The 21,125-nt window shown below is 74.8% G+C and carries 16 protein-coding genes; 13 read left to right on the top strand and 3 right to left on the bottom strand.

Features of this window, described 5'->3' with window-relative positions:
• Nucleotides 1-153 precede the first annotated feature (153 nt).
• The 3 genes from manB to QP090_RS28125 all read left to right on the top strand — a co-directional run bounded on the left by manB (nucleotide 154) and on the right by QP090_RS28125 (nucleotide 5,043).
• A complete protein-coding gene (gene manB / locus QP090_RS28135; protein WP_285942468.1) occupies nucleotides 154-1,221 on the top strand; it encodes a mannose-1-phosphate guanylyltransferase in 1,068 nt (355 codons plus the stop codon).
• 112 nt (nucleotides 1,222-1,333) lie between these two features.
• Nucleotides 1,334-2,308 (top strand): DNA-3-methyladenine glycosylase family protein, encoded by a 975-nt coding sequence (locus QP090_RS28130; RefSeq protein WP_285942467.1) that lies wholly within the window; start codon nucleotides 1,334-1,336, stop codon nucleotides 2,306-2,308.
• A gap of 140 nt (nucleotides 2,309-2,448) precedes the next feature.
• On the top strand, nucleotides 2,449-5,043 hold the full coding sequence (locus tag QP090_RS28125; protein ID WP_285942466.1) for a bifunctional FO biosynthesis protein CofGH: 2,595 nt from the start codon (nucleotides 2,449-2,451) through the stop codon (nucleotides 5,041-5,043).
• Between the two features lie 70 nt (nucleotides 5,044-5,113).
• Here the strand turns inward: QP090_RS28125 and QP090_RS28120 are convergent, their stop codons facing one another.
• Together QP090_RS28120 and cofD are read right to left on the bottom strand one after the other, a co-directional pair.
• Nucleotides 5,114-6,400 carry a coenzyme F420-0:L-glutamate ligase gene (locus QP090_RS28120; RefSeq protein ID WP_285942464.1) on the bottom strand — a complete coding sequence of 429 codons (1,287 nt, stop codon included), beginning with the start codon at nucleotides 6,398-6,400 and terminating at the stop codon, nucleotides 5,114-5,116.
• Complete coding sequence (gene cofD / locus QP090_RS28115; RefSeq protein ID WP_285942463.1) at nucleotides 6,397-7,416, bottom strand: 2-phospho-L-lactate transferase; 1,020 nt, start codon at nucleotides 7,414-7,416, stop codon at nucleotides 6,397-6,399. Before cofD ends, QP090_RS28120 begins: the two co-directional genes overlap by 4 nt.
• Nucleotides 7,417-7,673: 257 nt before the next feature.
• Between cofD and QP090_RS28110 the strand changes: the two genes are divergently transcribed.
• From QP090_RS28110 to QP090_RS28095, 4 genes are all read left to right on the top strand, one after another.
• A complete protein-coding gene (locus QP090_RS28110; RefSeq protein ID WP_285942461.1) occupies nucleotides 7,674-8,675 on the top strand; it encodes a hypothetical protein in 1,002 nt (333 codons plus the stop codon).
• 213 nt (nucleotides 8,676-8,888) lie between these two features.
• Nucleotides 8,889-9,152 carry a WhiB family transcriptional regulator gene (locus QP090_RS28105; RefSeq protein ID WP_026403640.1) on the top strand — a complete coding sequence of 88 codons (264 nt, stop codon included), beginning with the start codon at nucleotides 8,889-8,891 and terminating at the stop codon, nucleotides 9,150-9,152.
• 179 nt (nucleotides 9,153-9,331) lie between these two features.
• Nucleotides 9,332-12,679, top strand: a complete 3,348-nt coding sequence (locus tag QP090_RS28100) for a glycosyltransferase family 2 protein (RefSeq protein WP_285942454.1) — start codon at nucleotides 9,332-9,334, stop codon at nucleotides 12,677-12,679.
• A gap of 2 nt (nucleotides 12,680-12,681) precedes the next feature.
• The gene (locus tag QP090_RS28095; RefSeq protein ID WP_285942452.1) at nucleotides 12,682-14,139 is read left to right on the top strand and encodes a DUF5719 family protein; all 1,458 of its coding nucleotides are present in this window, start codon (nucleotides 12,682-12,684) and stop codon (nucleotides 14,137-14,139) included.
• 226 nt (nucleotides 14,140-14,365) lie between these two features.
• Here the strand turns inward: QP090_RS28095 and QP090_RS28090 are convergent, their stop codons facing one another.
• Entirely contained in the window at nucleotides 14,366-14,782 is a 417-nt protein-coding gene (locus QP090_RS28090; protein ID WP_285942451.1) for a metallopeptidase family protein, read from the bottom strand.
• A 189-nt stretch (nucleotides 14,783-14,971) separates the two neighbouring features.
• Between QP090_RS28090 and QP090_RS28085 the strand changes: the two genes are divergently transcribed.
• The 6 genes from QP090_RS28085 (at nucleotide 14,972) to QP090_RS28060 (ending at nucleotide 21,075) form a co-directional block, all read left to right on the top strand.
• A complete protein-coding gene (locus QP090_RS28085; RefSeq protein ID WP_285942450.1) occupies nucleotides 14,972-15,352 on the top strand; it encodes a DUF3499 domain-containing protein in 381 nt (126 codons plus the stop codon).
• Between the two features lie 86 nt (nucleotides 15,353-15,438).
• A complete protein-coding gene (locus QP090_RS28080; RefSeq protein ID WP_285942448.1) occupies nucleotides 15,439-16,788 on the top strand; it encodes a phosphomannomutase/phosphoglucomutase in 1,350 nt (449 codons plus the stop codon).
• A gap of 2 nt (nucleotides 16,789-16,790) precedes the next feature.
• Nucleotides 16,791-16,967, top strand: coding sequence for a Trm112 family protein (locus QP090_RS28075; RefSeq protein WP_349666514.1), 177 nt, complete (start codon nucleotides 16,791-16,793; stop codon nucleotides 16,965-16,967).
• Nucleotides 16,968-16,978: 11 nt separating this feature from the next.
• Complete coding sequence (locus tag QP090_RS28070) at nucleotides 16,979-18,133, top strand: SIS domain-containing protein (protein WP_285942445.1); 1,155 nt, start codon at nucleotides 16,979-16,981, stop codon at nucleotides 18,131-18,133.
• The gene (locus QP090_RS28065) at nucleotides 18,130-19,092 is read left to right on the top strand and encodes a cation diffusion facilitator family transporter (RefSeq protein WP_285942443.1); all 963 of its coding nucleotides are present in this window, start codon (nucleotides 18,130-18,132) and stop codon (nucleotides 19,090-19,092) included. Before QP090_RS28070 ends, QP090_RS28065 begins: the two co-directional genes overlap by 4 nt.
• Before the next feature lie 369 nt (nucleotides 19,093-19,461).
• Entirely contained in the window at nucleotides 19,462-21,075 is a 1,614-nt protein-coding gene (locus QP090_RS28060; protein WP_285942441.1) for a sensor histidine kinase, read from the top strand.
• Nucleotides 21,076-21,125: the final 50 nt, after the last annotated feature.

Here is a 21,125-nt window from a genome sequence, read left to right as displayed (position 1 = left end):
CTTCGCCGCACCGGCCAGGTAACGCGCTCGCGCGACGGCCGAGGCACTGTGAGACAGGGCCCGGCACGCCGAGGGCGCCGTGCTCCGCACCCGCTAGGCTCGCTCGCACTGCTAGAGCCGGGCGCGTCCGGCTGGACTGAGGAAGGGGCCCGAGTGGAAGCCATCCTGCTGGTCGGGGGCCAGGGCACCCGGCTGCGCCCGCTGACCATCTCGACTCCCAAACCGCTGCTTCCGGCGGCGGGTGTCCCACTGCTGGAACATCAGGTCACGCGGGCGCGCGACGCGGGTGTGACGCGGATCGTGTTCGCGACCTCCTATCGCGCCGAGATGTTCTCCGAGGCGTTCGGCGACGGCGCCCGGCTCGGCATGGAGATCGTCTATGTGACCGAGGACGAGCCGCTCGGCACCGCCGGTGCGATCCGCAACGCGTCGGCGGCCCTGACCTGCGACGGCGACAGCCCGGTTCTCATCCTGAACGGCGACATCCTGTCCGGGCACGACATCTCCGCACAGATCGCGGCGCACGAGAAGGACAAGGCCGCGGTCACCCTGCATCTGACGCTCGTCGACGACGCCCGGCGCTACGGCTCGGTGCCGACGGCCCCGAACGGCAGAGTGGTCGACTTCGTGGAGAAGTCCCCGAACCCGCCGACGAACCAGGTCAACGCCGGGTGCTATGTCTTCCGCCGTTCGGTGATCGAGCACATCCCCGCCGGCCGGGCGGTGTCGGCCGAGTACGAGACCTTTCCGGAACTCCTGGCCGGGGGCGAGGTGATCTGCGGGTACGTCGAGGCGGCCTACTGGCTCGACGTGGGAACGCCCGCGACCTTCGTCCGGGGCGTCTGCGACCTCGTGCTGGGGGCCATGCCGTCCCCGGTGGTGTCGCCGCACGAGCACGGCGCGCTGCTGCTGGACGGGGCGTCCGTCGCGCCGACGGCCCGGGTGGGCGGCGGTACGGCGGTCGGGCGGGGCGCCGCCATCGGAGCCGGGGCCCGGGTCGAATCGAGCGTGCTCTTCGATCGCTCCGTGGTCGAACCCGGCGCCCGGGTGGTCCGCTCGGTCGTCGGCGAAGGCGCGCGGGTCTGCTCGGGCGCGGTGCTGGAGGATTGCGTCGTCGGCGACGGTGCGACCGTCGGCCCGGGGAACGAGTTGCTCAACGGCCTGCGTGTCTGGCCCAACGCCGAACTCTCCGCGACGGCGGTCCGCTTTTCACCCGAGTAGCCGTCGCGGTCCGGGGAGGCGCTGTTCGCGGGACGGTCGACCGGCGTATGTCGCGTATGTCGAGGCGCTGGGCGATGGCAGACTGGTGCTCGACCATGATGAAGATCACGAGATGAGTTCGCAGGCCAGGTGGCGGGAGCCGGACACCTCAAGGGGTGGTGCGGGGGAGCCGGCCACGGGGCGGGTCGCCCGCGCCGAGATCGAGGCCGAGCGCGTACGTGAGTGGCGGGCGCCTTGGCCGGTCGATCCAGTGCGGGTGCTGGGAGTGCACAGGCGCGGGCGTGACGATCCCGCGTTCCGGACCACCGCGGACGGCGCGGTCTGGCGTGCGTCCCACACCCCTGACGGGCCGGGCACGCTCAGGGTGCGGCCGAGCGGGGACACGATCATCGCGTCCGCGTGGGGACCGGGCGCCGGGTGGCTGCTCGACGGGGTTCCGGACCTGCTGGGTGCCGCCGACCTCCCCGAGGGGCTGGAGGCCCGGCACGACGTCGTACGGGACGCGGCCCGGCGCGCGCCGGGGCTGCGGATCGGGCGCACCGGGCGGGTCTTCGAGGCGCTCGTCCCGGCGGTGCTGGAGCAGAAGGTCCTGGCCACCGAGGCGCATCGGGCCTGGGCGTACCTGCTGCGGCGGTTCGGCGAGCCCGCCCCGGGCGCCCCCGGCATGCGGGTGCCCCCGCCGCCCTCGGTGTGGATCCGGATCCCGTCGTGGGAGTGGCACCGGTCGGGCGCGGAGGCGGTCCGGGCCCGCACGATCATCGGGGCGGCGCGGGTCGCCGGGCGGCTGGAGGCCGATCCGGCCGAGGCGCGGCTCCGGACGCTGCCGGGGATCGGGGTGTGGACGGCGGCCGAGATCCGGCAGCGGGCCGCCGGCGATCCCGACGCGGTCTCCGTCGGCGACTACAACCTGCCCGGCCTGGTGGGCTGGGCGCTGGTCGGCCGGAAGGTCGACGACGCCGGGATGCTGGAGCTCCTGGAGCCGTACGCCGGGCACCGGTACCGGGTCACCCGGCTGCTGGAATCGACCGGCAGGCGTCCGCCGCGGCGCGGGCCGCGTCTGCCGGTCCGCGACTATCGCTCGTTCTGACGGGACGGCCTCCCCGGCGGCGTTCCCGGCGGCGTTCCCGCGCGGGAATAGAAGCGCGGCCCGCCGGGCTGCCCTGGATGCGCGTCGACCCGGGGGTGGCCGCCGCCTCGCGAATATGACGATTGGCATAGAGTGCCTGCATGGACGCTGGTGTGACGGAGTCCGCGCTCCGCAGGGCCTTGGCCCGGGCACGCGACGGCAAGACACTCGACCGATCTGAGGCAACCACGCTGCTGCACGCCCGCGGGGCGCAGCTCGACGATCTGCTCACCTACGCGGCCCGCACCCGGGACGCCGGCCTGGAGGCCGCGGGGCGGCCCGGGGTCATCACCTACAGCCGCAAGGTCTTCATCCCGCTGACCCGGTTGTGCCGTGACCGCTGCGGCTACTGCACGTTCGCCACCGTGCCGCACCGGGTCGACTCCCCGTATCTCAGCCCGGACGAGGTGCTGGAGATCGCCCGGCAGGGCGCCGCGATGGGCTGCAAGGAGGCCCTGTTCACGCTGGGCGACCGGCCCGAGGACCGCTGGAAGCCGGCCCGCGAGTGGCTGGACGCCCACGGCTACGACGACACCCTCTCCTACGTGCGCGCGATGGCGATCCGCGTGCTGGAGGAGACCGGGCTGCTCCCGCATCTCAACCCCGGCGTGCTGAACTGGCGCGACTTCCAGCGGCTCAAGCCCGTCGCGCCGTCGATGGGGATGATGCTGGAGACGACCGCGACCCGGCTGTTCAGCGAGAAGGGCGGCCCGCACTTCGGGTCGCCCGACAAGGACCCGGCCGTGCGGCTGCGGGTGCTGGAGGACGCGGGCCGCACCAACGTCCCGTTCACCACCGGGATCCTCATCGGCATCGGCGAGACGATCGCGGAGCGGGCCGACGCGATCTTCGCGATCCGCGGCACGATGCGGGAGTACGGGGCGATCCAGGAGGTCATCGTCCAGAACTTCCGCGCCAAGCCCGACACCAAGATGCGCGACACCCCCGACGCCGAGCTGGCGGAGCTGGCCGCGACGATCGCGGTGACCCGGCTCGTCCTCGGCCCGAAGGCCCGCGTCCAGGCGCCGCCCAACCTGGTCGAGGACCAGTACGCGCTGATGCTCCGCGCCGGCATCGACGACTGGGGCGGCGTCTCCCCGCTCACCCCCGACCACGTCAACCCCGAGCGCCCGTGGCCGCAGATCGACGAGCTGGCCGCGCGCACCGCCGAGCTCGGGTTCGCGCTGCGCGAGCGGCTGACGGTCTACCCCGAGTACGTCAAGCGCGGCGAGCCGTGGCTCGACCCGCGGGTGCTGGGGCACGTCGCGGCGCTCGCCGACCCGGCGACCGGCCTCGCCCGCGAGGACGCGGTGCCGGAGGGACGGCCCTGGCAGGAGCCCGACGGCGGCTTCGAGGCGTTCGGCGGGACGGGCCGCACCGACCTGCACACCGAGATCGACACCTCCGGCCGCACCGGCGACCGGCGCGCGGACTTCGACGAGGTCTACGGCGACTGGGACGCGCTCAAGGACCGGATGAGCGCGCCGCAGCGGTTCGACGCCGACATCAAGGAGGCCCTCGCGCACGCCGAGCGCGACCCCGCCGGGCTGTCGGACGACGAGGCGCTCGCCCTGCTGCACGCCGACGGCCCCGAACTGGACGCGCTCGCCGGGCTCGCCGACGACCTGCGCCGCGACACCAACGGCGACGAGGTCACCTACGTCGTCACCCGCAACATCAACTTCACCAACGTCTGCTACACCGGCTGCCGGTTCTGCGCGTTCGCCCAGCGCCGCACCGACGCCGACGCGTACACGCTGTCGCTGTCGCAGGTCGGCGACCGGGTGGACGAGGCGTGGCAGGCGGGCGCGACCGAGATCTGCATGCAGGGCGGCATCCACCCGGACCTGCCCGGCACCGCCTACTTCGACCTCGCCCGCGAGGTGAAGCGCCGCGCGCCGGACATCCACCTGCACTCCTACAGCCCGATGGAGGTCGTCAACGGCGCCAGCCGCACCGACCTGTCGATCCGCGAGTGGCTCCAGGAGGCCAAGGCCGCCGGCGTCGACTCGCTGCCCGGCACCGCCGCCGAGATCCTCGACGACGAGGTGCGGTGGGTGCTCACCAAGGGCAAGCTGCCGACCGACCAGTGGATCGAGGTCGTCACCACCGCGCACGAGATCGGCATCCCGACCACCTCGACGATGATGTACGGGCACGTCGACACGCCCTCGCACTGGGTCGGGCATCTGAAGCTGCTGCGGTCGATCCAGGAGCGGACCGGCGGGTTCAGCGAGTTCGTGCTGCTGCCGTTCGTGCACCACAGCTCGCCGATCTACCTGGCCGGGCTCGCCCGCCCGGGGCCGACGGTGCGGGAGAACATCGCGGTGCACGCGCTGTCGCGCATCCTGCTGCACGGCGCGATCCCCAACATCCAGACCTCCTGGGTGAAGCTCGGCGACGAGCTGTGCACCCGGGTCCTCCAAGGCGGCGTCAACGACCTCGGCGGGACGCTGATGGAGGAGACCATCAGCCGGATGGCGGGCTCGGAGAACGGCTCGTTCAAGCCGATCAGCGAGCTGGAGGCGATCGCCGCGCGGGCCGGGCGCCCGGCCCGGCAGCGCACCACCATGTACGGCGAGGTGCCCGCCGAGCGGATCGAGGCCGCCCGGCGCACCGACGGGGTCGGGCACTTCGGCGCCGCGGGCGGACGTCCGGACGGCGGACGTCTCGACCTGCCGCTCGTCGGGACCTGACCGCGACGGAACCGTGACCGGCCGGTGCGCTCGCGCACCGGCCGGTCCTCCGCTCAGGAACCCGCGGCCCTCAGCGCACCTCGATGAACGCGTCCGGGGTGCGCGGCGGGCGCTCGCGCGGCGGCGCGGCCGGGTGGCCGACGCCGACGGTGCCCATCGGGTCCCATCCGGCCGGCAGGTCGAGCGCCTCGCGCACCACGTCGCGGCAGAACATCGTGCTCGACACCCAGCAGGACCCCAGGCCCTCGACGGCGAGGGCGACCAGCAGGTTCTCGACGCCGGCGCCCGCCGCCACCACGAACATCTCGCGCTCGGCGCGGGCCCGGCGGTCGTCGGGGTAGTCGTGCGAGCCGTCCATCACCAGGCACGGCACGACCAGGTACGGGGCGCGGCGCAGCACGTCGCCGCGCTTGAGCCGCTTGGCGATCGACTCTTCGGAGAAGCCGTCGCGGCGCAGGTCGGCCTCCCAGGCGTCGCGCATCGCGTCGAGCAGCCGCGTGCGGGCCTCCTCGGACTCGACCAGGACGAAGCGCCACGGCGTGGTGTGGTGCGGCGCCGGCGCGGTGATGGCCGCCGCGACCGCGCGCCGCACCGCCTCGGGCGCCACGGGGTCGGCGGTGAACTCCCGGATGGTGCGCCGCGCGTGCAGCACCTCGGCCGACCCCCACCGGAACATGTCCTCGTCGGGCGGGCGGATCAGCTCGCGGGCGCCCGGACCGTCCGCGGCGACGACCAGCTCGCCGAGGCCGCGCACGACCGCGATCGGCACCCCGTCGAGCTTGCCCTTGACCAGCTCGGCCGCCGACGCGATCTCGTCGGCGACCGCGGTGACGGTCGCCTCCAGCCGGTTCCCGTAGGCGTCGTCCCGGCCGCGCAGGTCGCTCAGCGGCGCCAGCCCGGCCACCCCGATCGCCGCGTCGGTCAGCCCGTTGCGCCACGGCCGGCCGAGCGTGTCGGACACGATCACGGCCACGTCGACGCCGAGCCGGGCGCGCAGCCCGGCGCGGACGCGGCGGGCGGACGCGTCGGAGTCCTCGGGGAGCAGCAGCACGGTGCCCGGCGCGGTGTTGGACGCGTCGACGCCCGCCGCCGCCAGCACCAGGCCCTGCCGGGTCTCCACGATCCGGGTCTCGCCGCGCGCGTGGGTACGGCGCGCGACGACCCGCACGGTCTCGGCCTCGATCGCCTTCTCCCGGTCGTCCGCGACCAGGACCCGGCCCTCCGCCTTGCTGACGATCTTGGACGTGACGACGAGCACGTCGCCGTCCTCGATCAGATCGGCCGGGACGAGGGCGGCGAGATCGTCGCCCTCGGCCACCTCGGGCAGCCCCGGGATGCCGAAGACCTGCATGTTCATGCCGTGTCCCCCGTGCCGTCCGGTCCGCTCGTGTCCGCTGCGCCGCCTGTGCCCGCGGTGCCGCCCGGCCGGTCGCGCGCGGCCAGCTCGCGGGCCAGGTCGAGCGCGGCGGCGGCGATGGCGGCGGTGGCGTCGGGGTCGCTCATCAGCAGCGGCCGGGAGCGCACCTCGATGCCCTCGGCCCGCACGCCGGCGTCGGCCTCGTCGACCAGCCAGCCGTCCAGCAGCCCGGGGCCGTAGTGCTCGGCCACCGCGCGGGCGTCGGTCTCGACGCCGATCGCGGTGAGGCACGCGTCGGCCATCCCGCGGACCGGCGCGCCGCCGATGATCGGGGAGACGCCCACCACGGTCTTGGCCGCGACCGCCGCGCGGATGCCGGGGACCGCCAGGATCGTGCCGATGCTCACCACCGGGTTGGACGGCGGGAGCAGCACCACGTCGGCGGCCTCGATCGCGGCCAGCACCCCCGGCGCGGGCGAGGCGTCGGCGGCCCCGACCGCCGAGATCGACTCGGCCGGGACCGAGGCGCGCATCCGCACCCACCACTCCTGGAAGTGGATCGCGCGGCGGCCCCGCTCGGGCTCGTCCACCACCACGTGCGTCTCGACCTGGTCGTCGGTCATCGGGATCAGCCGCACGCCCGGCTTCCACCGGTCGCACAGCGCCGCGGTCACCGCCGACAGCGGGTAGCCCGCCGCCAGCATCTGGGTGCGCACGATGTGGGTGGCGAAGTCGCGGTCGCCGAGCCCGAACCAGTCCGGCCCGACCCCGTAGGCGCCGAGCTCCTCCTTGACGGCGAAGGTCTCGCCGGTGCGGCCCCAGCCCTGCTCCTCGTTGATGCCCCCGCCGAGCGTGTACATCACGGTGTCCAGGTCGGGACAGACCCGCAGCCCGAACAGGGAGATGTCGTCCCCGGTGTTCCCGATCACGGTGATCTCCGCCTCGGGTGCGGCGGCCTGGAGCCCCCGCAGGAAGCGGGCCCCGCCGATGCCGCCCGCCAGCGCCACGATCCTCATGCGGATCAGCCTAGGGCGCCGGAGGGGGCGCCTCCGACGCCGGTGCGCCCTCCGGCCCCGCGGGCCGTGACCGGAAGCGGGCCCGCGCGGGACCGGACGAACGCCGCACAGAGCCCGGCCGGGGCCGATCAGGACCCGTCCAAAGCCCGATCACGACGGGGCCGCGGCGAGATCACGGGCGGGGGCGGAGACGTCGGGGGTCTTGATGTGCAAAGCTTTGCGCAGGAATCTGATTGCCACTGTCTGGAGATGTCGTTGTGAACAAGGAAGCCGTCCAGCGCCTGCGCGAACCGGCCGCCTGGGTATTGCTGGCCTCTGCGGGACTGCAATTGTTCGCGGGCATCATCAAGCTCTTCGGCGGGGGCGACGAGTTCAAGTTCCGCGCCTACACCGAGACCGTGAACGGCTTCTTCACCCAGACCGCCGTCGTCGGGCTGCTCGTCCTCGCGGTGCTGCTGGTGACCTGGGTCGGTCCTCCGAGCCCGCAGGCCCGCACGATCACCATGGGCGCGCTCGGGGTGCTCGCCGGGATCGTGCTGTTCGGTGTGGTGTGCTGGCTCACCTCGATGCTGGTGCCGTCCGAGCAGCTCGGCGCGATGGCCAAGCTGAGCGTCTTCCTGTACGGCGCGGCCAAGCTCGCGGTCGTCGGTGTGGCCGGCTGGTTCGTCTTCACGGTCTTCCAGGGCATGCAGCCCGCCCGTCCGCAGGGCCAGCCCGGACAGGTGCCGCCGGGGTACCCCGACTACGGCTACCAGCAGGGCCAGCAGCAGTTCGGCGGCCAGCAGGCGCAGTACGGCCAGCAGCAGCCCTACCAGCAGTACCAGCAGCCCGCGCAGCAGCCGGGCTACGAGCAGCAGCCCCAGCCGGGCTACGAGCAGCAGCCTCAGCAGGGTTACGGCCAGCAGCCGCAGTACGGGCAGCCCCAGGACTACCAGCAGGCCCAGCAGCAGGCCCAGCAGCAGGCTCAGCCGCAGGAGTACCAGCAGCAGGCGGGCCAGCAGGGCCAGCAGACCGGGCAGCAGCAGTACGGCCAGGAGCAGCAGCAGTACGGGCAGAGCGGCGGCTACCAGCAGCAGCCCGCAGAGAACGAAGAGATGGGCGAGTGGACCCGCGCGTACGGTGGCAGCGGCGGCGACGCGGGGCAGTCCGGCCCGCAGAACCCCGGCCAGCAGCAGTACGGGCAGCAGCCGCAGCAGTCCGGCGAGCAGCGTCCGGAAGAGGGCGGCGACTGGTACCGGGACAACCGTCCCCCGCAGTGATGCCGTGATTATCTGATCTCCGGCTGATCTCCGTACCAAAGCCGATGACAGTGATCCCCACAAAACCCTCTTTGTTACCCCGGAAACTCGTTCCGCTTGACGGGGCGGGCGCTACACGCGTGTAATTTCATGGGTGTAGTTCTATGCCTTCTCGGGGGATGGAGCTCGAGGGAAGGCATTGACCAGGGGGCTCCACGGGCTAGGAGGTGCGCTATGAGCGAGGTAGTGATCCCGCTGGCGCACGGCACAGACGGCGAAGAGATGGGCTGGCAGGAGCGCGCGCTGTGCGCGCAGACGGACCCGGAGGCGTTTTTTCCGGAGAAGGGCGGCTCCACTCGCGAGGCCAAGAAGGTGTGCCGGGCATGCGAGGTACGGACGGAGTGCTTGGAGTACGCGCTACAGCACGATGAGCGTTTCGGTATTTGGGGGGGACTGTCCGAGCGGGAACGCCGCAAGTTGAAGCGTCAGGCCGTCTGAGCGCGTAGTGCCCGCGCTCGCGGGCGCCCCGGCCGCGCGGGACGGTGCCGCCGGAGGGCCGCTGTCCTGGATCTAGGGGGATTCAGGACGGGCCCCGGCGGCCACGCGTACAGTTATCAGCCGTGTCGGCCCCAGGCCGGCACGGCTGCTGATTGTCTCCCCACAGACCGAGCGGACCCTTGTCGCCCAACCTCGATCGCCACGTCGTCACGGCGGTCCTCGTCGCGCACGACGGCGCGCGCTGGCTGCCGGACACGCTGAAGGCCCTGCTGACGCAGGCCCGCCCGGTGCAGCGGCTCGTCACGGTGGACAACGGGAGCCAGGACCGCGGCCCCGCCGTCCTCGCCGAGGTCGTCGGCGCCGGCAACGTGCTGACGCTGCCCCGCACCACCGGCTACGGCGAGGCCGTCGCCGAGGCGCTGCGGCAGGCCCCGGCCACCGCCCCCGTCCCCGACGACGACCCGGGCAACCCCCGCACCGAATGGGTGTGGCTGCTGCACGACGACTCCGCCCCCGCGCACGACGCGCTCGCGCTGCTGCTGCGGATGGCGGGCACCGACCCCGATGCCGCCGTGCTCGGCCCCAAGATCCGCGACTGGGACGACCGGCGGATGCTGCGCGAGCTGGGCGTGGCGATCGACGGCGCGGGCCGCCGCGAGACCGGCCTCGACCGGCGCGAGCTCGACCAGGGCCAGCACGACGGCGTCCGCGACGTGCTCGCCGTCGGCAGCGCCGGGATGCTGGTGCGCCGCGACGTGTGGGACCGGCTCGGCGGCTTCGACGTCGAGTTCGGGCTGTTCCGCGACGACGTCGACTTCTGCTGGCGGGCGCACGCCGCCGGGCACCGGGTGGTCGTGGTCAGCGACGCGGTGGTCCACCACGCCGAGGCGTCCCGCCGGGGCGTCCGCGAGATCGGCATGTCCGCCGAGCATCCGCGCCGCCGCGACCGCCGCAACGCGCTCTACACACTGCTGGGCAACCTGCCCTTTCCGGCGATGCTCCGGGCGCTGGCCCGCAACCTGTGGGCCACCCTGCTGCGCGCCCTGCACCTGCTGGTGATCAAGCAGCCGGGCGCCGCTCGGGAAGAGCTCGGCGCGCTCGGCGACGTCCTGCGCGACCCGGGGCGGCTGCGCCGGGTGCGGGCCGCGCGGGCGAGCGGGCGCAAGCGCGTCTACCGCAGCGTTCGCCGCTTCCAGCCGCGCCGGGTGGCGCTGCGCCGGCTCTTCGAGGCCCTGTCGGAGTTCCTCGCCGCGCACGAGCGCGATCGGCGCGAGGCCGACGAGGAACCGGCCTCCGGCGAACCCGGGCCGGTCCGGCGGGCGCTGGCCCGTCCCGGCGTCGTGCTCGTGCTGGCGCTCACCGCCGTCACGCTCGCTGCCGAGCGCTCGCTGGTCCTCACCGGCGAGTGGCTCGGCGGCGGCGCGCTGGTCCCGGCGTGGGGCGGGGCGAGCGACCTGTGGGCGCAGTACCTGTCGGGCTGGCATCCGTCCGGTCTCGGGTCCGCCGAGGGCGGCCCCCCGTACGTCGGGGTGCTCGCGGTGCTGTCGACGGTGCTGCTCGGCAAGCCCTGGCTGGCCGTGGCGGTCCTGCTGCTCGGCAGCGTCCCGCTGGCCGGCCTCACCGCCTACCGGGCGTCCCGCGTCCTGGTCCTCGCGCCGCCCCGCACCGGGCGGCGCGCGAAGGTGAGCGGCCGGCGGATCCCCGTCACGGTCGTCCGGGCGTGGTTCGCGGCCGTCTACGCGCTGATGCCGGCGGCCACCGGCGCCGTCGCGGGCGGACGGCTCGGCACCGCCGTGGTGATCGTGCTGCTGCCGCTGATCGCGCTCCAGGTGGCCCGGATGTACGGGGTGCCGAGGCCCGCCGGGGCGGCGGGCGCAGCGGGCGCGGCGCTGCGCGACCGGCGGGCCGGACGGGCCGCGTGGGCGGTCGCGCTGATGCTGGCGGTCGCGACGGCGTTCGTGCCGCTGACCTATGTGCTGGCGCTCGCCGCGGGCGCGCTGGCGTGGGTGCTGTTCGACGGGCCGCGCCGTCACGGCCGGCGGAACCTGGCCATCGCGCTCGGCGTGCCGCCGCTGCTCCTGCTGCCGTGGGTGCCGGGCCTCCTGCTGCATCCGTCGCGGTTCCTGTTGGAGGCGGGCCTGCACCGGGCCGCCGACCCGGCCGCGTCCGCCGCCGGGCTGCTCGCCCTGAACCCGGGCGGGCCGGGCACGCCCGCCCGCTGGACGCTGTACGGGCTGCTGCTGGTCGCGGTGTGCGCGCTGCCGCTGCGCAGCCGCCGCACGGCGGTGCTGGCCGGATGGATGCTGGCGATCTTCGGGTTGCTCACCGCGATCCTGATGAGCGCGGTCACCGTCCGCGACGGGGCCGACGCGGCGCCCGCGTGGCCGGGCGTGGCGCTGGTGTTCGCCGGAGCCGGGGCGCTGCTCGCGGCGACCGCGGCGGTGCAGCGCGCGACCGAGGTCCTGGCGGGCAACCACCTGATCTACAAGGCCGGCGGCGCCGTGGTGGTCCTCGCGGCGCTCACCGCCCCGCCGCTCGCCGCCGCGGCCTGGATCGCCGGGGGGGCGGGCGGTCCGCTCGGGCACGCCGACGCCGACGCCGTCCCCTCGTTCATCCGGGCGCCGTCCGGGCCGCGCACCCTGGTGATGCGCCAGGAGCCCGCGGGCCGCGTCTCCTACAGCGTGCTGCGCGGCACCCGCCCGATGCTCGGTGAGGCCGGTACCCGGACGGCCGGGCCCGCCAGGAGCCGAATGGACGGCCTGGTCGCGGGGCTCGCCGGGGGCCGCGCCGAGGACGACGGCCCCGCGCTGACCAGGATGGGCGTCCAGTACGTGCTGGTTCCGCATCCGGCGCGCGATCCGCTCGCGTCCGTCCTGGACGCGTCTCCGGAACTGACCCGCCTCAGCCGCACGCCATCGTTCGGCGTGTGGCAGCTCCAGGCGCCCGCCGGACGCCTCATGCTGCTGAACGGCGACGGCACGGCCGGTCCACCGCTGCCCGCCGGACGGATCGGCGCGCGGGTGCGCATCCCGGCCGGCGGCGGCGCGCGCACCCTGCTGCTGGCCGAACCGGCCGATGGCGGGTGGCGGGCGTCCTACAACGGCCGCGCCCTCAAGGCCCGGACGGTGGACGGCTGGGCGCAGGGCTATGAGATCCCCGCGAGTGCCGGCGACTTCGAGCTGACGCGGGGCATGCGGCTGCGGCACACCTGGCTGGTCGTGCAGGGCGCCGCCGTGCTGCTGGTCGCCGTGCTCGCGCTGCCGGGCGGCCAGGCGGACGGTCCGCCGGCCCCGGGCGGGCGCCGCCGCGGCCACCGGGCCCGTTCCGCCGCGGGGGCGCTGACGCGCCGGGCCGACCGCGGGACCGGCGGGCTCAGGAGGCGGCACCGGATCCGCCACGAGGATCCAGCCGCCGACCCCGCCGCCGACCCCGCCGTCGCCTCCGACCCAGCCGCTGAGACCGCCGCCCCGGGGCTCGGCGAGGAAGCGGCGGCGGCGCCGGTCGCGTCCGCCGAGGAGCGTTCCTGACCATGGACAGAGTCCTGCGGCTGTTCGGACTCCGCTACGCCACGGCCGCGCTGGTCCTGGTCGCGCTGGCGGCGCTGTACGGGGCGGCGTCGCTGTCCCGTCCCGGCCCTCGCGCGGGCGCGACGGGCCAGGGCGCGCGGGTACCCGTGACGTCCGCGCTGGCGGTCTGCCCCGGCCACGAGGGGGGCAGGCTGAGCGTCCAGTCCACCCCCGGCACGCCCGCCGGAACCGCGCCGCGCGGCGGGCCGGGCCGCGCGGAGGTGACCGCGACCGGCGGCGGCGAGCCCCTCGGCGCGCTGGTCGCGCTCGGGCAGGGGTGGAGCAAGGACCAGGCCACCGCCAAGGACTCCTTCGCCGTCCGCGCCGACGGCGCCCTCGCCGCGGGCCTGGAGGCCGAGCAGACCACGCACTGGCCCAAGGGGAGGGACCGGGGGCTGGCCGCGACCCGCTGCGCCGCCCCGGGCACCGACCTGTGGTTCGTCGGGCCCGGCCCGGTCGCGGCCGAGCGGCTCGAACTCCAGCTCACCAACGCCGACGCGCAGCCCGCCTCCGTCGACGTCACCGCGCTGTCGGGGGAGGGCCCGCTCGACACCCCGGACGGGCGCGGCACCCTCGTCGAACCGCACACGACCCGGACCGTGCTCCTCGGCGAGTCCGCCGAGGGACTCGGCGACATCGTCGGCACCGCGCGCGACCTCGCGCTGCGCGTGCACGCCACGGGCGGACGGGTCGCGGCGTCGCTGCGGGTGCGGATCGGCGCCGGGAAGGGCATCGACCGGGTGCCGGTCTCGCCCGTGCCCGCGACCTCGGTGATCGTGCCGGGCGTGCCGTCCGGTGAGGGCGCGCGGCGGCTCATGGTCGGGGTGCCCGGCGCGGAGGACGCCCGGATCCGGGTCCAGGTGATCACGCCGAGCGGCTCGTTCGCCCCGCACGGCCAGGACATCCTGGACGCGCCCGCCGAGACGGTGTCGGCGGTCGACCTGGAGAACGCGCTGTCCGGCAAGCCCGCCGCGGTGCGGCTGGTGTCGGACCGACCGATCGTCGCGGGGTTCGAGGCGCGGCGCGGCGCTGACGTCGCCTACGGGACGGCGACCGCCCCGTTCGAGCAGGCCGTCGTCGCCGACGGCCGGTTCGCCCCGGCGCTGACGCTGACCGCGCCCGCCGGGGCCGCCTCGGTGCGGATCACCGCGATCGGCGGGCAGGGGGCGGGCACGCCGCAGGACGTGGCGGTGCCGGCCGGCCGGACGGTGGAGACGAAGATCGCCGCACCGCGCGGCGGCGAGAAGGGCTTCGGCGCGATGATCACGGTGAAGGCGGGCTCGGGGCCCGTCCACGCGGCGCGGACGCTGTCGGCCGGGAAGGGCGACGGCGCGCTGTTCACGGTGGTCCCGGTCGTACCGGCGGTCAGCACGGTGCGGCTCCCGGCGGTGGGCGACTCGCAGACCGCGCTCCTCTTTTGAAGCCCGGCCCGGTGTCCTCGCCTGGCGGCTCGGACGCCGACCGTGCTTGGGCGAGCGCGGCATCGCTTCGCGATCTGGCCGGTTCGGCTCGCCTTCGGCTTCGCCTCACCGGCCAGGTAGCGCGCTCGCGTGACGGCTGAGGCGCTTGGGGCAGGTTCTCGCTGGATCAGGGCCCCCGACGGCCGCGAGAGCCCTCAGGGGCGTCTGAGAGGCGTGTGGCGGGCGGTCAGTCGTCGGGAGTGTCGTAGCTGGGGTCGACGGACTCGGGGGAGAGGCCGAGCAGGTCGGCGACCTCCTCGACCAGCAGGTCGCGGACGAGCCGGGCGACCTCGCGCTCGCCGACGGCGCGGGCCTCGACGGGACGGCGGAACACCACGATGCGCACCGGCCGGCCGCCCGCGCCTGGGCTGGTGAGCCCGAGCGGCACCGGGCCGTCGAAATCCGGTTCGACGTCGGGGACCTCCTCGACGGCGAACTCGACCTGCGCGAGCTCCCGGCCCCAGCGCTGCCCGAGGCGCCCGACCTCATCGTGGACGAGGTCGTCGAAACGCTCCGCGCGGCTGCGGGTTACCGGTGCCTGCGGGGGTGTCAGAGGGCCGCGGACGCCGCGACCATGTCGATCGCGCCGTCGCGCGCCTGCCACACGGGGACGCACCTCTCCAGGCTACCTCTCCCGGCGCGGCGGGCCCCGTCCCCCGGCGTGCGGGCCCGTCGCGCCGCGGCCGGAACGGCCCTGAAAGGCCCGCCGATTTCGGGCGTGTTGCGGCGGTAATGGCGACACGTGCGCACGGGTGGTGGCGGAGGCGGCGGGAGGGGGGTACCGTCGGCCATCGTGAGCCCCGTCCGCACCTGCTCCCGCACCGCCTGCAAGGCGCCCGCAGTTTTCACGCTCACGTACGTCTACCGTGACTCGACCGCGGTCCTGGGGCCCCTCGCCACGTACGCCGAGCCGCACTGCTACGACCTGTGCGCCGAGCATTCCGAACGGCTCACCGCCCCGATGGGCTGGGAGCTGGTCCGCCTCCCGGTCGAGGAGGAGGGCGAGCCCAGCGCCGACGACCTCGAGGCGCTCGCCGACGCGGTCCGCGAGGCGGCCAAGCCCCCGCCCGGCAGCGGCCAGGAGCCGGTCGGCCAGGGCACCGAGGTCGGCCGCCGCGGCCACCTGCGGGTGCTGCGCTCGGACTCGACCGGCGCGCCCCCCGGCTACGAGTGATCGCGCCTCCTCGCGGCCCCGCTCGGGCCCCGTCCCCGTCCCGGTAGGCTCTGGGTTTCGCAGCGCTACTTCGACAGGGAGCAGGAGTGGGCGACCTCGCCAAGATCTTCAAGGCGTACGACATTCGGGGTGTCGTCCCGGATGAGCTGGACGCCGCGACCGCCGAGGCGGTGGGCGCCGCCTTCGTCCGGGTGACCGGGGCGGCGGCGGTCGTCACCGCCCACGACATGAGGTCCTCCTCGGTACCGCTGTCGAAGGCGTTCGCACGCGGCGCGACGGCCCAGGGCGCGGACGTGATCGAGGCCGGGCTCGGCTCCACCGACCTGCTCTACTACGCCAGCGGCAGCCTCGGGCTGCCCGGCGCGATGTTCACCGCCAGCCACAACCCGGCGCGGTACAACGGCATGAAGCTGTGCCGCGCGGGCGCCCGGCCGGTCGGCCGCGACACCGGGCTCACCGAGATCCGCGCGCTGATCGAGGCGGGCCTGCCCGCGCACGACGGCGCCCCGGGCACGGTCTCCGGGCGCGACCTGCTCGACGGGTACGCCGACCATCTCAAGACGCTGGTCGACCTGTCGGGGATCCGGCCGCTCAAGGTCGTGGTCGACGCGGGCAACGGGATGGGCGGGCACACCGTCCCGCCGGTGTTCGCGGGGCTGCCGGTCGAGCTGGTGCCGCTCTACTTCGAGCTCGACGGCACCTTCCCCAACCACGAGGCCAACCCGATCGAGCCCGCGAACCTGCGCGACCTCCAGGCCAAGGTGCGCGAGACCGGCGCCGACCTCGGGCTGGCCTTCGACGGCGACGCCGACCGGTGCTTCGCGGTGGACGAGCGGGGCGAGATCGTCTCGCCGTCGGCGATCACCGCGCTGGTGGCGGTGCGCGAGCTGGCCAAGCATCCCGGCTCGTCCATCGTGCACAACCTGATCACCTCCCGCGCGGTGCCGGAGATCGTCGCCGAGCACGGCGGCACCCCGGTCCGCACCCGGGTCGGGCACTCGTTCATCAAGCAGACGATGGCCGAGACGGGCGCGGTGTTCGGCGGCGAGCACTCGGCGCACTTCTACTTCCGCGACTTCTGGTTCGCCGACTCGGGGATGCTGGCCGCGCTGCACCTGCTGGCCGCGCTCGGCGAGCAGGCCGCGCCGCTGTCGAAGCTGCTGGCCGAGTACGACCGCTACCCGGCCTCGGGCGAGATCAACAGCGAGGTGGCCGACCAGGCCGCCGCGACCGCGCGGGTCCGCGCCGCGTTCGCCGGCCGGCCCGGCGTGTCCACCGACGAGCTCGACGGGCTGACCGTGCGGGGCGACGGCTGGTGGTTCAACCTGCGGCCGTCCAACACCGAGCCGCTGCTCCGCCTGAACGCGGAGGCGGCCGACGAGAAGTCCATGGCGGGGATCCGCGACGAGGTCCTGGCGATCGTGAGGGAGAAGTGACGATGAAGCTCGACGCCTGGCTGCTGGAGATCCTCGCCTGCCCCAACTGCGGTGGCGCACTGCGCCCCGACGACCCGGCGGGCGAGCTCGTCTGCACCGGCACCTGCGGCTACGCCTACCCCGTCCGGGACGACATCCCGGTGCTGCTGGTGGACGAGGCCCGGACCCCCGCTCCGTGAGAGAGGGGCCCATGGCGGAGGGACTCGACCGGGCACGGCTCGACGACGCGGCGGCGATCGAGGCCGCCGACCCCGGCGGGATGCTGCGGCAGGTCGCCTCGTCCGCCGCGCAGATCCGCGAGGCGGGCGCGCTGGCCGCCGAGGCGGGCGTCGACGCCGTCGCCGCGGACGGCAGGCCGCGCGCGATCGTGGTCACCGGCATGGGCGGGTCGGCCATCTCCGGCGACGTGCTCGCCGCGATCTGCGGCGTCGGCTGCCCGATCCCGATCACCACCGTGCGCGGCTACCGGCTGCCCGGTTGGGTGGGCGCCGCCGACCTGGTCGTCGCGGTGTCCTGCTCGGGCGGAACCGAGGAGACCCTCGCGGTGGCGGCCGAGGCCGCCCGGCGCGGCTGCCGGCTGCTGTTCGTGGGCGGTGCCGGCTCGCCGCTGGAGGACCTGGCCCTCCAGAGTCGCGGGCTGTTCGTGCCGGTCCGCGCCGCGGGCCAGCCGCGCGCGACGCTGTGGGGCCTGACGGTGCCGCTGCTGCTGGCCGCCCGCGCGCTCGGCCTCGCCGACGTCCCGGGCGCGGTGCTGGAGTCGACCGCCGAGCGGCTGGAGGACGTCGCGCACCGGTGCCGTCCGAGCAGCGAGCCGTTCGTCAACCCGGCCAAGCGGACGGCCCTCGACCTGGTCGGCGACGTGCCGCTGGTGTGGGGCTCGTCGCCGCTGGCGGGCGCGGCGGCGTACCGCTTCTGCTGCCAGCTCAACGAGAACGCCAAGTATCCGGGCGTCTTCGGCGAGCTGCCCGAGGCCGACCACAACCAGGTGGTCGCCTTCGACGGCTACTTCGCGCGGGCGTCGGGCGGCGCGTCCGGCGGCGCGGACGATCCCGACGACTTCTTCCGCGACCGGGAGGCCGACGCCGAGCACGGCCTCCATTTGGTGGTGCTGCGCGATCTCGACGAGCATCCGCAGGTGCGCAAGCGGCGCGAGGTCTCGGTCGAGCTGGCCCGCACCCGGGGCGTCCCGGTCACCGAGCTCGTGGCCGAGGGCGACCATCCGCTGGAAAGAATCGCCACCTTGATCGCGATGGCGGACTTCGTCACGGTTTACTTGGCCATCACGCTGGGCGTCGACCCCACGCCCGTGTCGGCCATCCAAGAGCTCAAAGCGAGGATTGTATGAGTGCAGAGGGCGGGACCAAGGCGATCGTCGCCGCGCTGGCCGCGAACCTCGGGATCGCGGTCGCCAAGGGCGTCGCGTTCGTGTTCACCGGATCCTCGTCGATGCTCGCCGAGTCGATCCACTCGGTGGCCGACTCCGGCAACCAGGGGCTGCTGCTCCTCGGCCGCAAGCGCTCGGAGCGGGAGCGGTCGCCGCGGCACCCGTTCGGCTACGGCCGCGAGCGCTTCTTCTACGCGTTCGTGGTCGCGGTGGTGCTGTTCACCGTCGGCTCCGCCTTCTCGCTGTACGAGGGCGTCCACAAGGTGCTCGACCCGCACGAGGTCGAGTCGCCCGGGTGGGCGTTCGGCGTGCTGGTGATCGCGATCGTGCTGGAGGGCTTCTCCTTCCGCACCGCGATCAAGGAGTCCAACCAGCTCCGCGCCGGCAGGTCGTGGGTGCAGTTCGTCCGGCGGGCCAAGGCCCCCGAGCTTCCGGTCGTGCTGCTGGAGGACCTCGGCGCCCTGGTCGGGCTGGTCCTGGCGCTGCTCGGCGTGACGATGGCCGTGGTCACCGGCGACGGCGTCTGGGACGGCGTCGGCACGGTCTGCATCGGCGCCCTGCTCGGGATCATCGCGGTCATCCTGGCGATCGAGACCAAGAGCCTGCTCATCGGCGAGGGCGCCGACGCCGAGCAGGAGACCCGGATCATCGAGGCGCTGGAGTCGGTCGACCAGGTCGACCGTGTGATCCACATCCGGACCGAGTACGTCGGCCCGGAGGAGATGCTGATCGCCGCCAAGATCGCGGTGTTCCACGACGACACCGCCGCCGAGGTGGCGCGCGGCATCGACGCCGCCGAGGCCAGGATCCGGGCCGAGTTCCCCGAGGCCCGGCTGATCTACCTGGAGCCCGCGCTCGACGAGGCCGACCACCGTCCGGCCGTTCCGGCCGAGGACTCCGAGGGGGCCACGCCCGCCTGAGCGGCGGCCTCGGGCCCGGAAGGCGGCTCCCCTCACCGGCCGGCCGCTACGCCGGTCGACCCCAGCCCAGGCAAGACCAGCAGCGCCTCGAAGAGGCACCTGCCACGGTCGGCCGGTAAGGGCGCCTTCCCCTGCCTCCGCCCGGACCCCTGAAACCGGGCGGTGGTGGTGTGACCGCGGCAGCCCCGCCGAACCCCCTACGTCGGCGGCGCTGCCGAAGCGGTCACGATGAAGACATTACGTGTGACCGACTTGTCCCGGCGTCCACCGTAAGGAGGGAAATCGGGTCGTCCTCCAGGGGGATACCGGTCAGGCGCGTCGCTCCCTGCGGTGAGGTGATCCTCCCCCCGGAGGGGCCAGTATGGGAGGGTGACCAGCGATGACCACCCCGACCAGTCCCGGCCGGATCCGGCCGGGTTCGGCCCCGCGATAGCGCACCACGCGTGGCGGCTGTCCGGACGGATCGTCGCGGGCGTCGGCCAGCTCCTCCTGTGGATCCTCACCGGGATCGGGCGGCTGCTGCGCCCGCTCGGGGTCCGGCTCGGCGCCAAGCTGTACGGTGCGGGCCGTCCGCCCCAGGCACCGGGGCCGGACGGGCCGGCGCCCCCCGGAGCCGCCGGTGCGCCCGGCGCGGCGCCCGCCGACGCGACCGCGCCGCTGCCCCGCTGGATCAACATGTGGCGCGAGGTCGTCGAGTCCTGGTACTTCGCGCCGCTGACCGGCCTGGCGCTGGCCATCGCCGCCCTGGCCGAGCTGGCGCCGCAGACGGGCACGCCGCTGAACCTCGCGGGCGGCTTCGCGGTGGCGGCGACGCTGCCGCTGGTCTGGCGCCGCGAGTACCTGCGGCCGGTCGCCGCCGTGGTCCTCGGCGCGTTCGCCGCGAGCCTGCTCACCGGCCAGGTGGTGCTGTTCACCACGAGCTTCGCCGCGCTCTACACGCTGTACGCGCTCGGCCGGCAGCTACCGCGGCAGTCGGCCGGGGCGCTGGCGGTCGGCGCCGCCGCCACGGTCGCGGTGGTCTACCTGGCCACCTCCACCATGGACGACGTGCCCTGGCCCGCGACGGCCGTCGCGGTGCTGGCCGCGATCGGCCTCGGCGACGCGCGGCGCGTGGTGGAGACCGCCGGTCGCACCCAGGCCGAGGCGCACGAGCGCAACAACGAGACCCTCACCCGGCTCACCGCCGTGCAGCGCGAGCAGGCGGTGATGCGCGAGCGCGCCCGCATCGCGCGCGAGCTGCACGACGTGGTCGCGCACTCGGTCTCGATGATCGCCGTCCAGGCGGAGACGGCCCCGTACACGATGGAGAGCCTCTCGCCGGAGGCCCGCGCCGGGTACACCGAGATCGCCAAGACGGCCCGCGAGGCGCTGGTCGAGATGCGCCGCCTGCTCAGCGTGCTGCGCGCCGACGCGCAGCCCGAGCCGGAGTCGGCGACCGCGCCGCAGCCCCGGCTGGACCGGCTGCCCGACCTGATCGACCAGCACCGCGGCGCGGGCGGGCGGGTCGACCTCGCGGTGCACGGCGACCCGCGCGACCTGTCCACGACGGTGGAGCTGTCGGCGTACCGGATCGTCCAGGAGGCGCTGACGAACGCGCGCCGGCACGCCCCCGGCTCCGAGGTGCGGGTCGACCTGACCTACCTGCCCGACCGGCTGGCGGTGACGGTCCGGGACCGCGCCGCCGACGCGCAGACCATGGTCATGAACCGGGACGGCACCCCGTCCCGCACCGCGGTCATGGACCCCGGGGGCGGCGCGGCCGATCCGGCGGGCCGAACCCGCTTGGAGGCCGCGCCCGCGGCCGGATCCGGCGGCGGGCACGGGCTCGTGGGGATGCGGGAACGTGCGACGATGCTGGGCGGACGGTTCTCCGCCGGCCCGGCCACCGAGGGCGGGTTCCTGGTGGAGGCCGAACTTCCGCTGACGAGGGAGGAGAACCCCACCCGTGATCCCGGTTCCGAGGCCCCACCAGGCCGCCGATGACCGCAGCGGGCGGCTCGCGCGCCCGCCGGCGCGGGTCCCCGGAGGGCGCC

The organism is Actinomadura xylanilytica (assembly GCF_030283145.1).
Classification (GTDB): domain Bacteria; phylum Actinomycetota; class Actinomycetes; order Streptosporangiales; family Streptosporangiaceae; genus Spirillospora; species Spirillospora xylanilytica.
The sequence above is the reverse complement of the archived record's forward strand: the minus strand, read 5'-3'. Positions and strand labels throughout refer to the sequence as shown.

Coding starts and splice junctions, on each gene's coding strand:
- QP090_RS28070 (WP_285942445.1), top strand. CDS start 16,979: ATGGCGGAGGGACTCGACCGGGCACGGCTCGACGACGCGGCGGCGATC.
- QP090_RS28125 (WP_285942466.1), top strand. CDS start 2,449: ATGGACGCTGGTGTGACGGAGTCCGCGCTCCGCAGGGCCTTGGCCCGG.
- QP090_RS28130 (WP_285942467.1), top strand. CDS start 1,334: ATGAGTTCGCAGGCCAGGTGGCGGGAGCCGGACACCTCAAGGGGTGGT.
- QP090_RS28075 (WP_349666514.1), top strand. CDS start 16,791: ATGAAGCTCGACGCCTGGCTGCTGGAGATCCTCGCCTGCCCCAACTGC.
- QP090_RS28065 (WP_285942443.1), top strand. CDS start 18,130: ATGAGTGCAGAGGGCGGGACCAAGGCGATCGTCGCCGCGCTGGCCGCG.
- cofD (WP_285942463.1), bottom strand. CDS start 7,416: ATGAGGATCGTGGCGCTGGCGGGCGGCATCGGCGGGGCCCGCTTCCTG.
- QP090_RS28105 (WP_026403640.1), top strand. CDS start 8,889: ATGAGCGAGGTAGTGATCCCGCTGGCGCACGGCACAGACGGCGAAGAG.
- QP090_RS28095 (WP_285942452.1), top strand. CDS start 12,682: ATGGACAGAGTCCTGCGGCTGTTCGGACTCCGCTACGCCACGGCCGCG.
- QP090_RS28120 (WP_285942464.1), bottom strand. CDS start 6,400: ATGAACATGCAGGTCTTCGGCATCCCGGGGCTGCCCGAGGTGGCCGAG.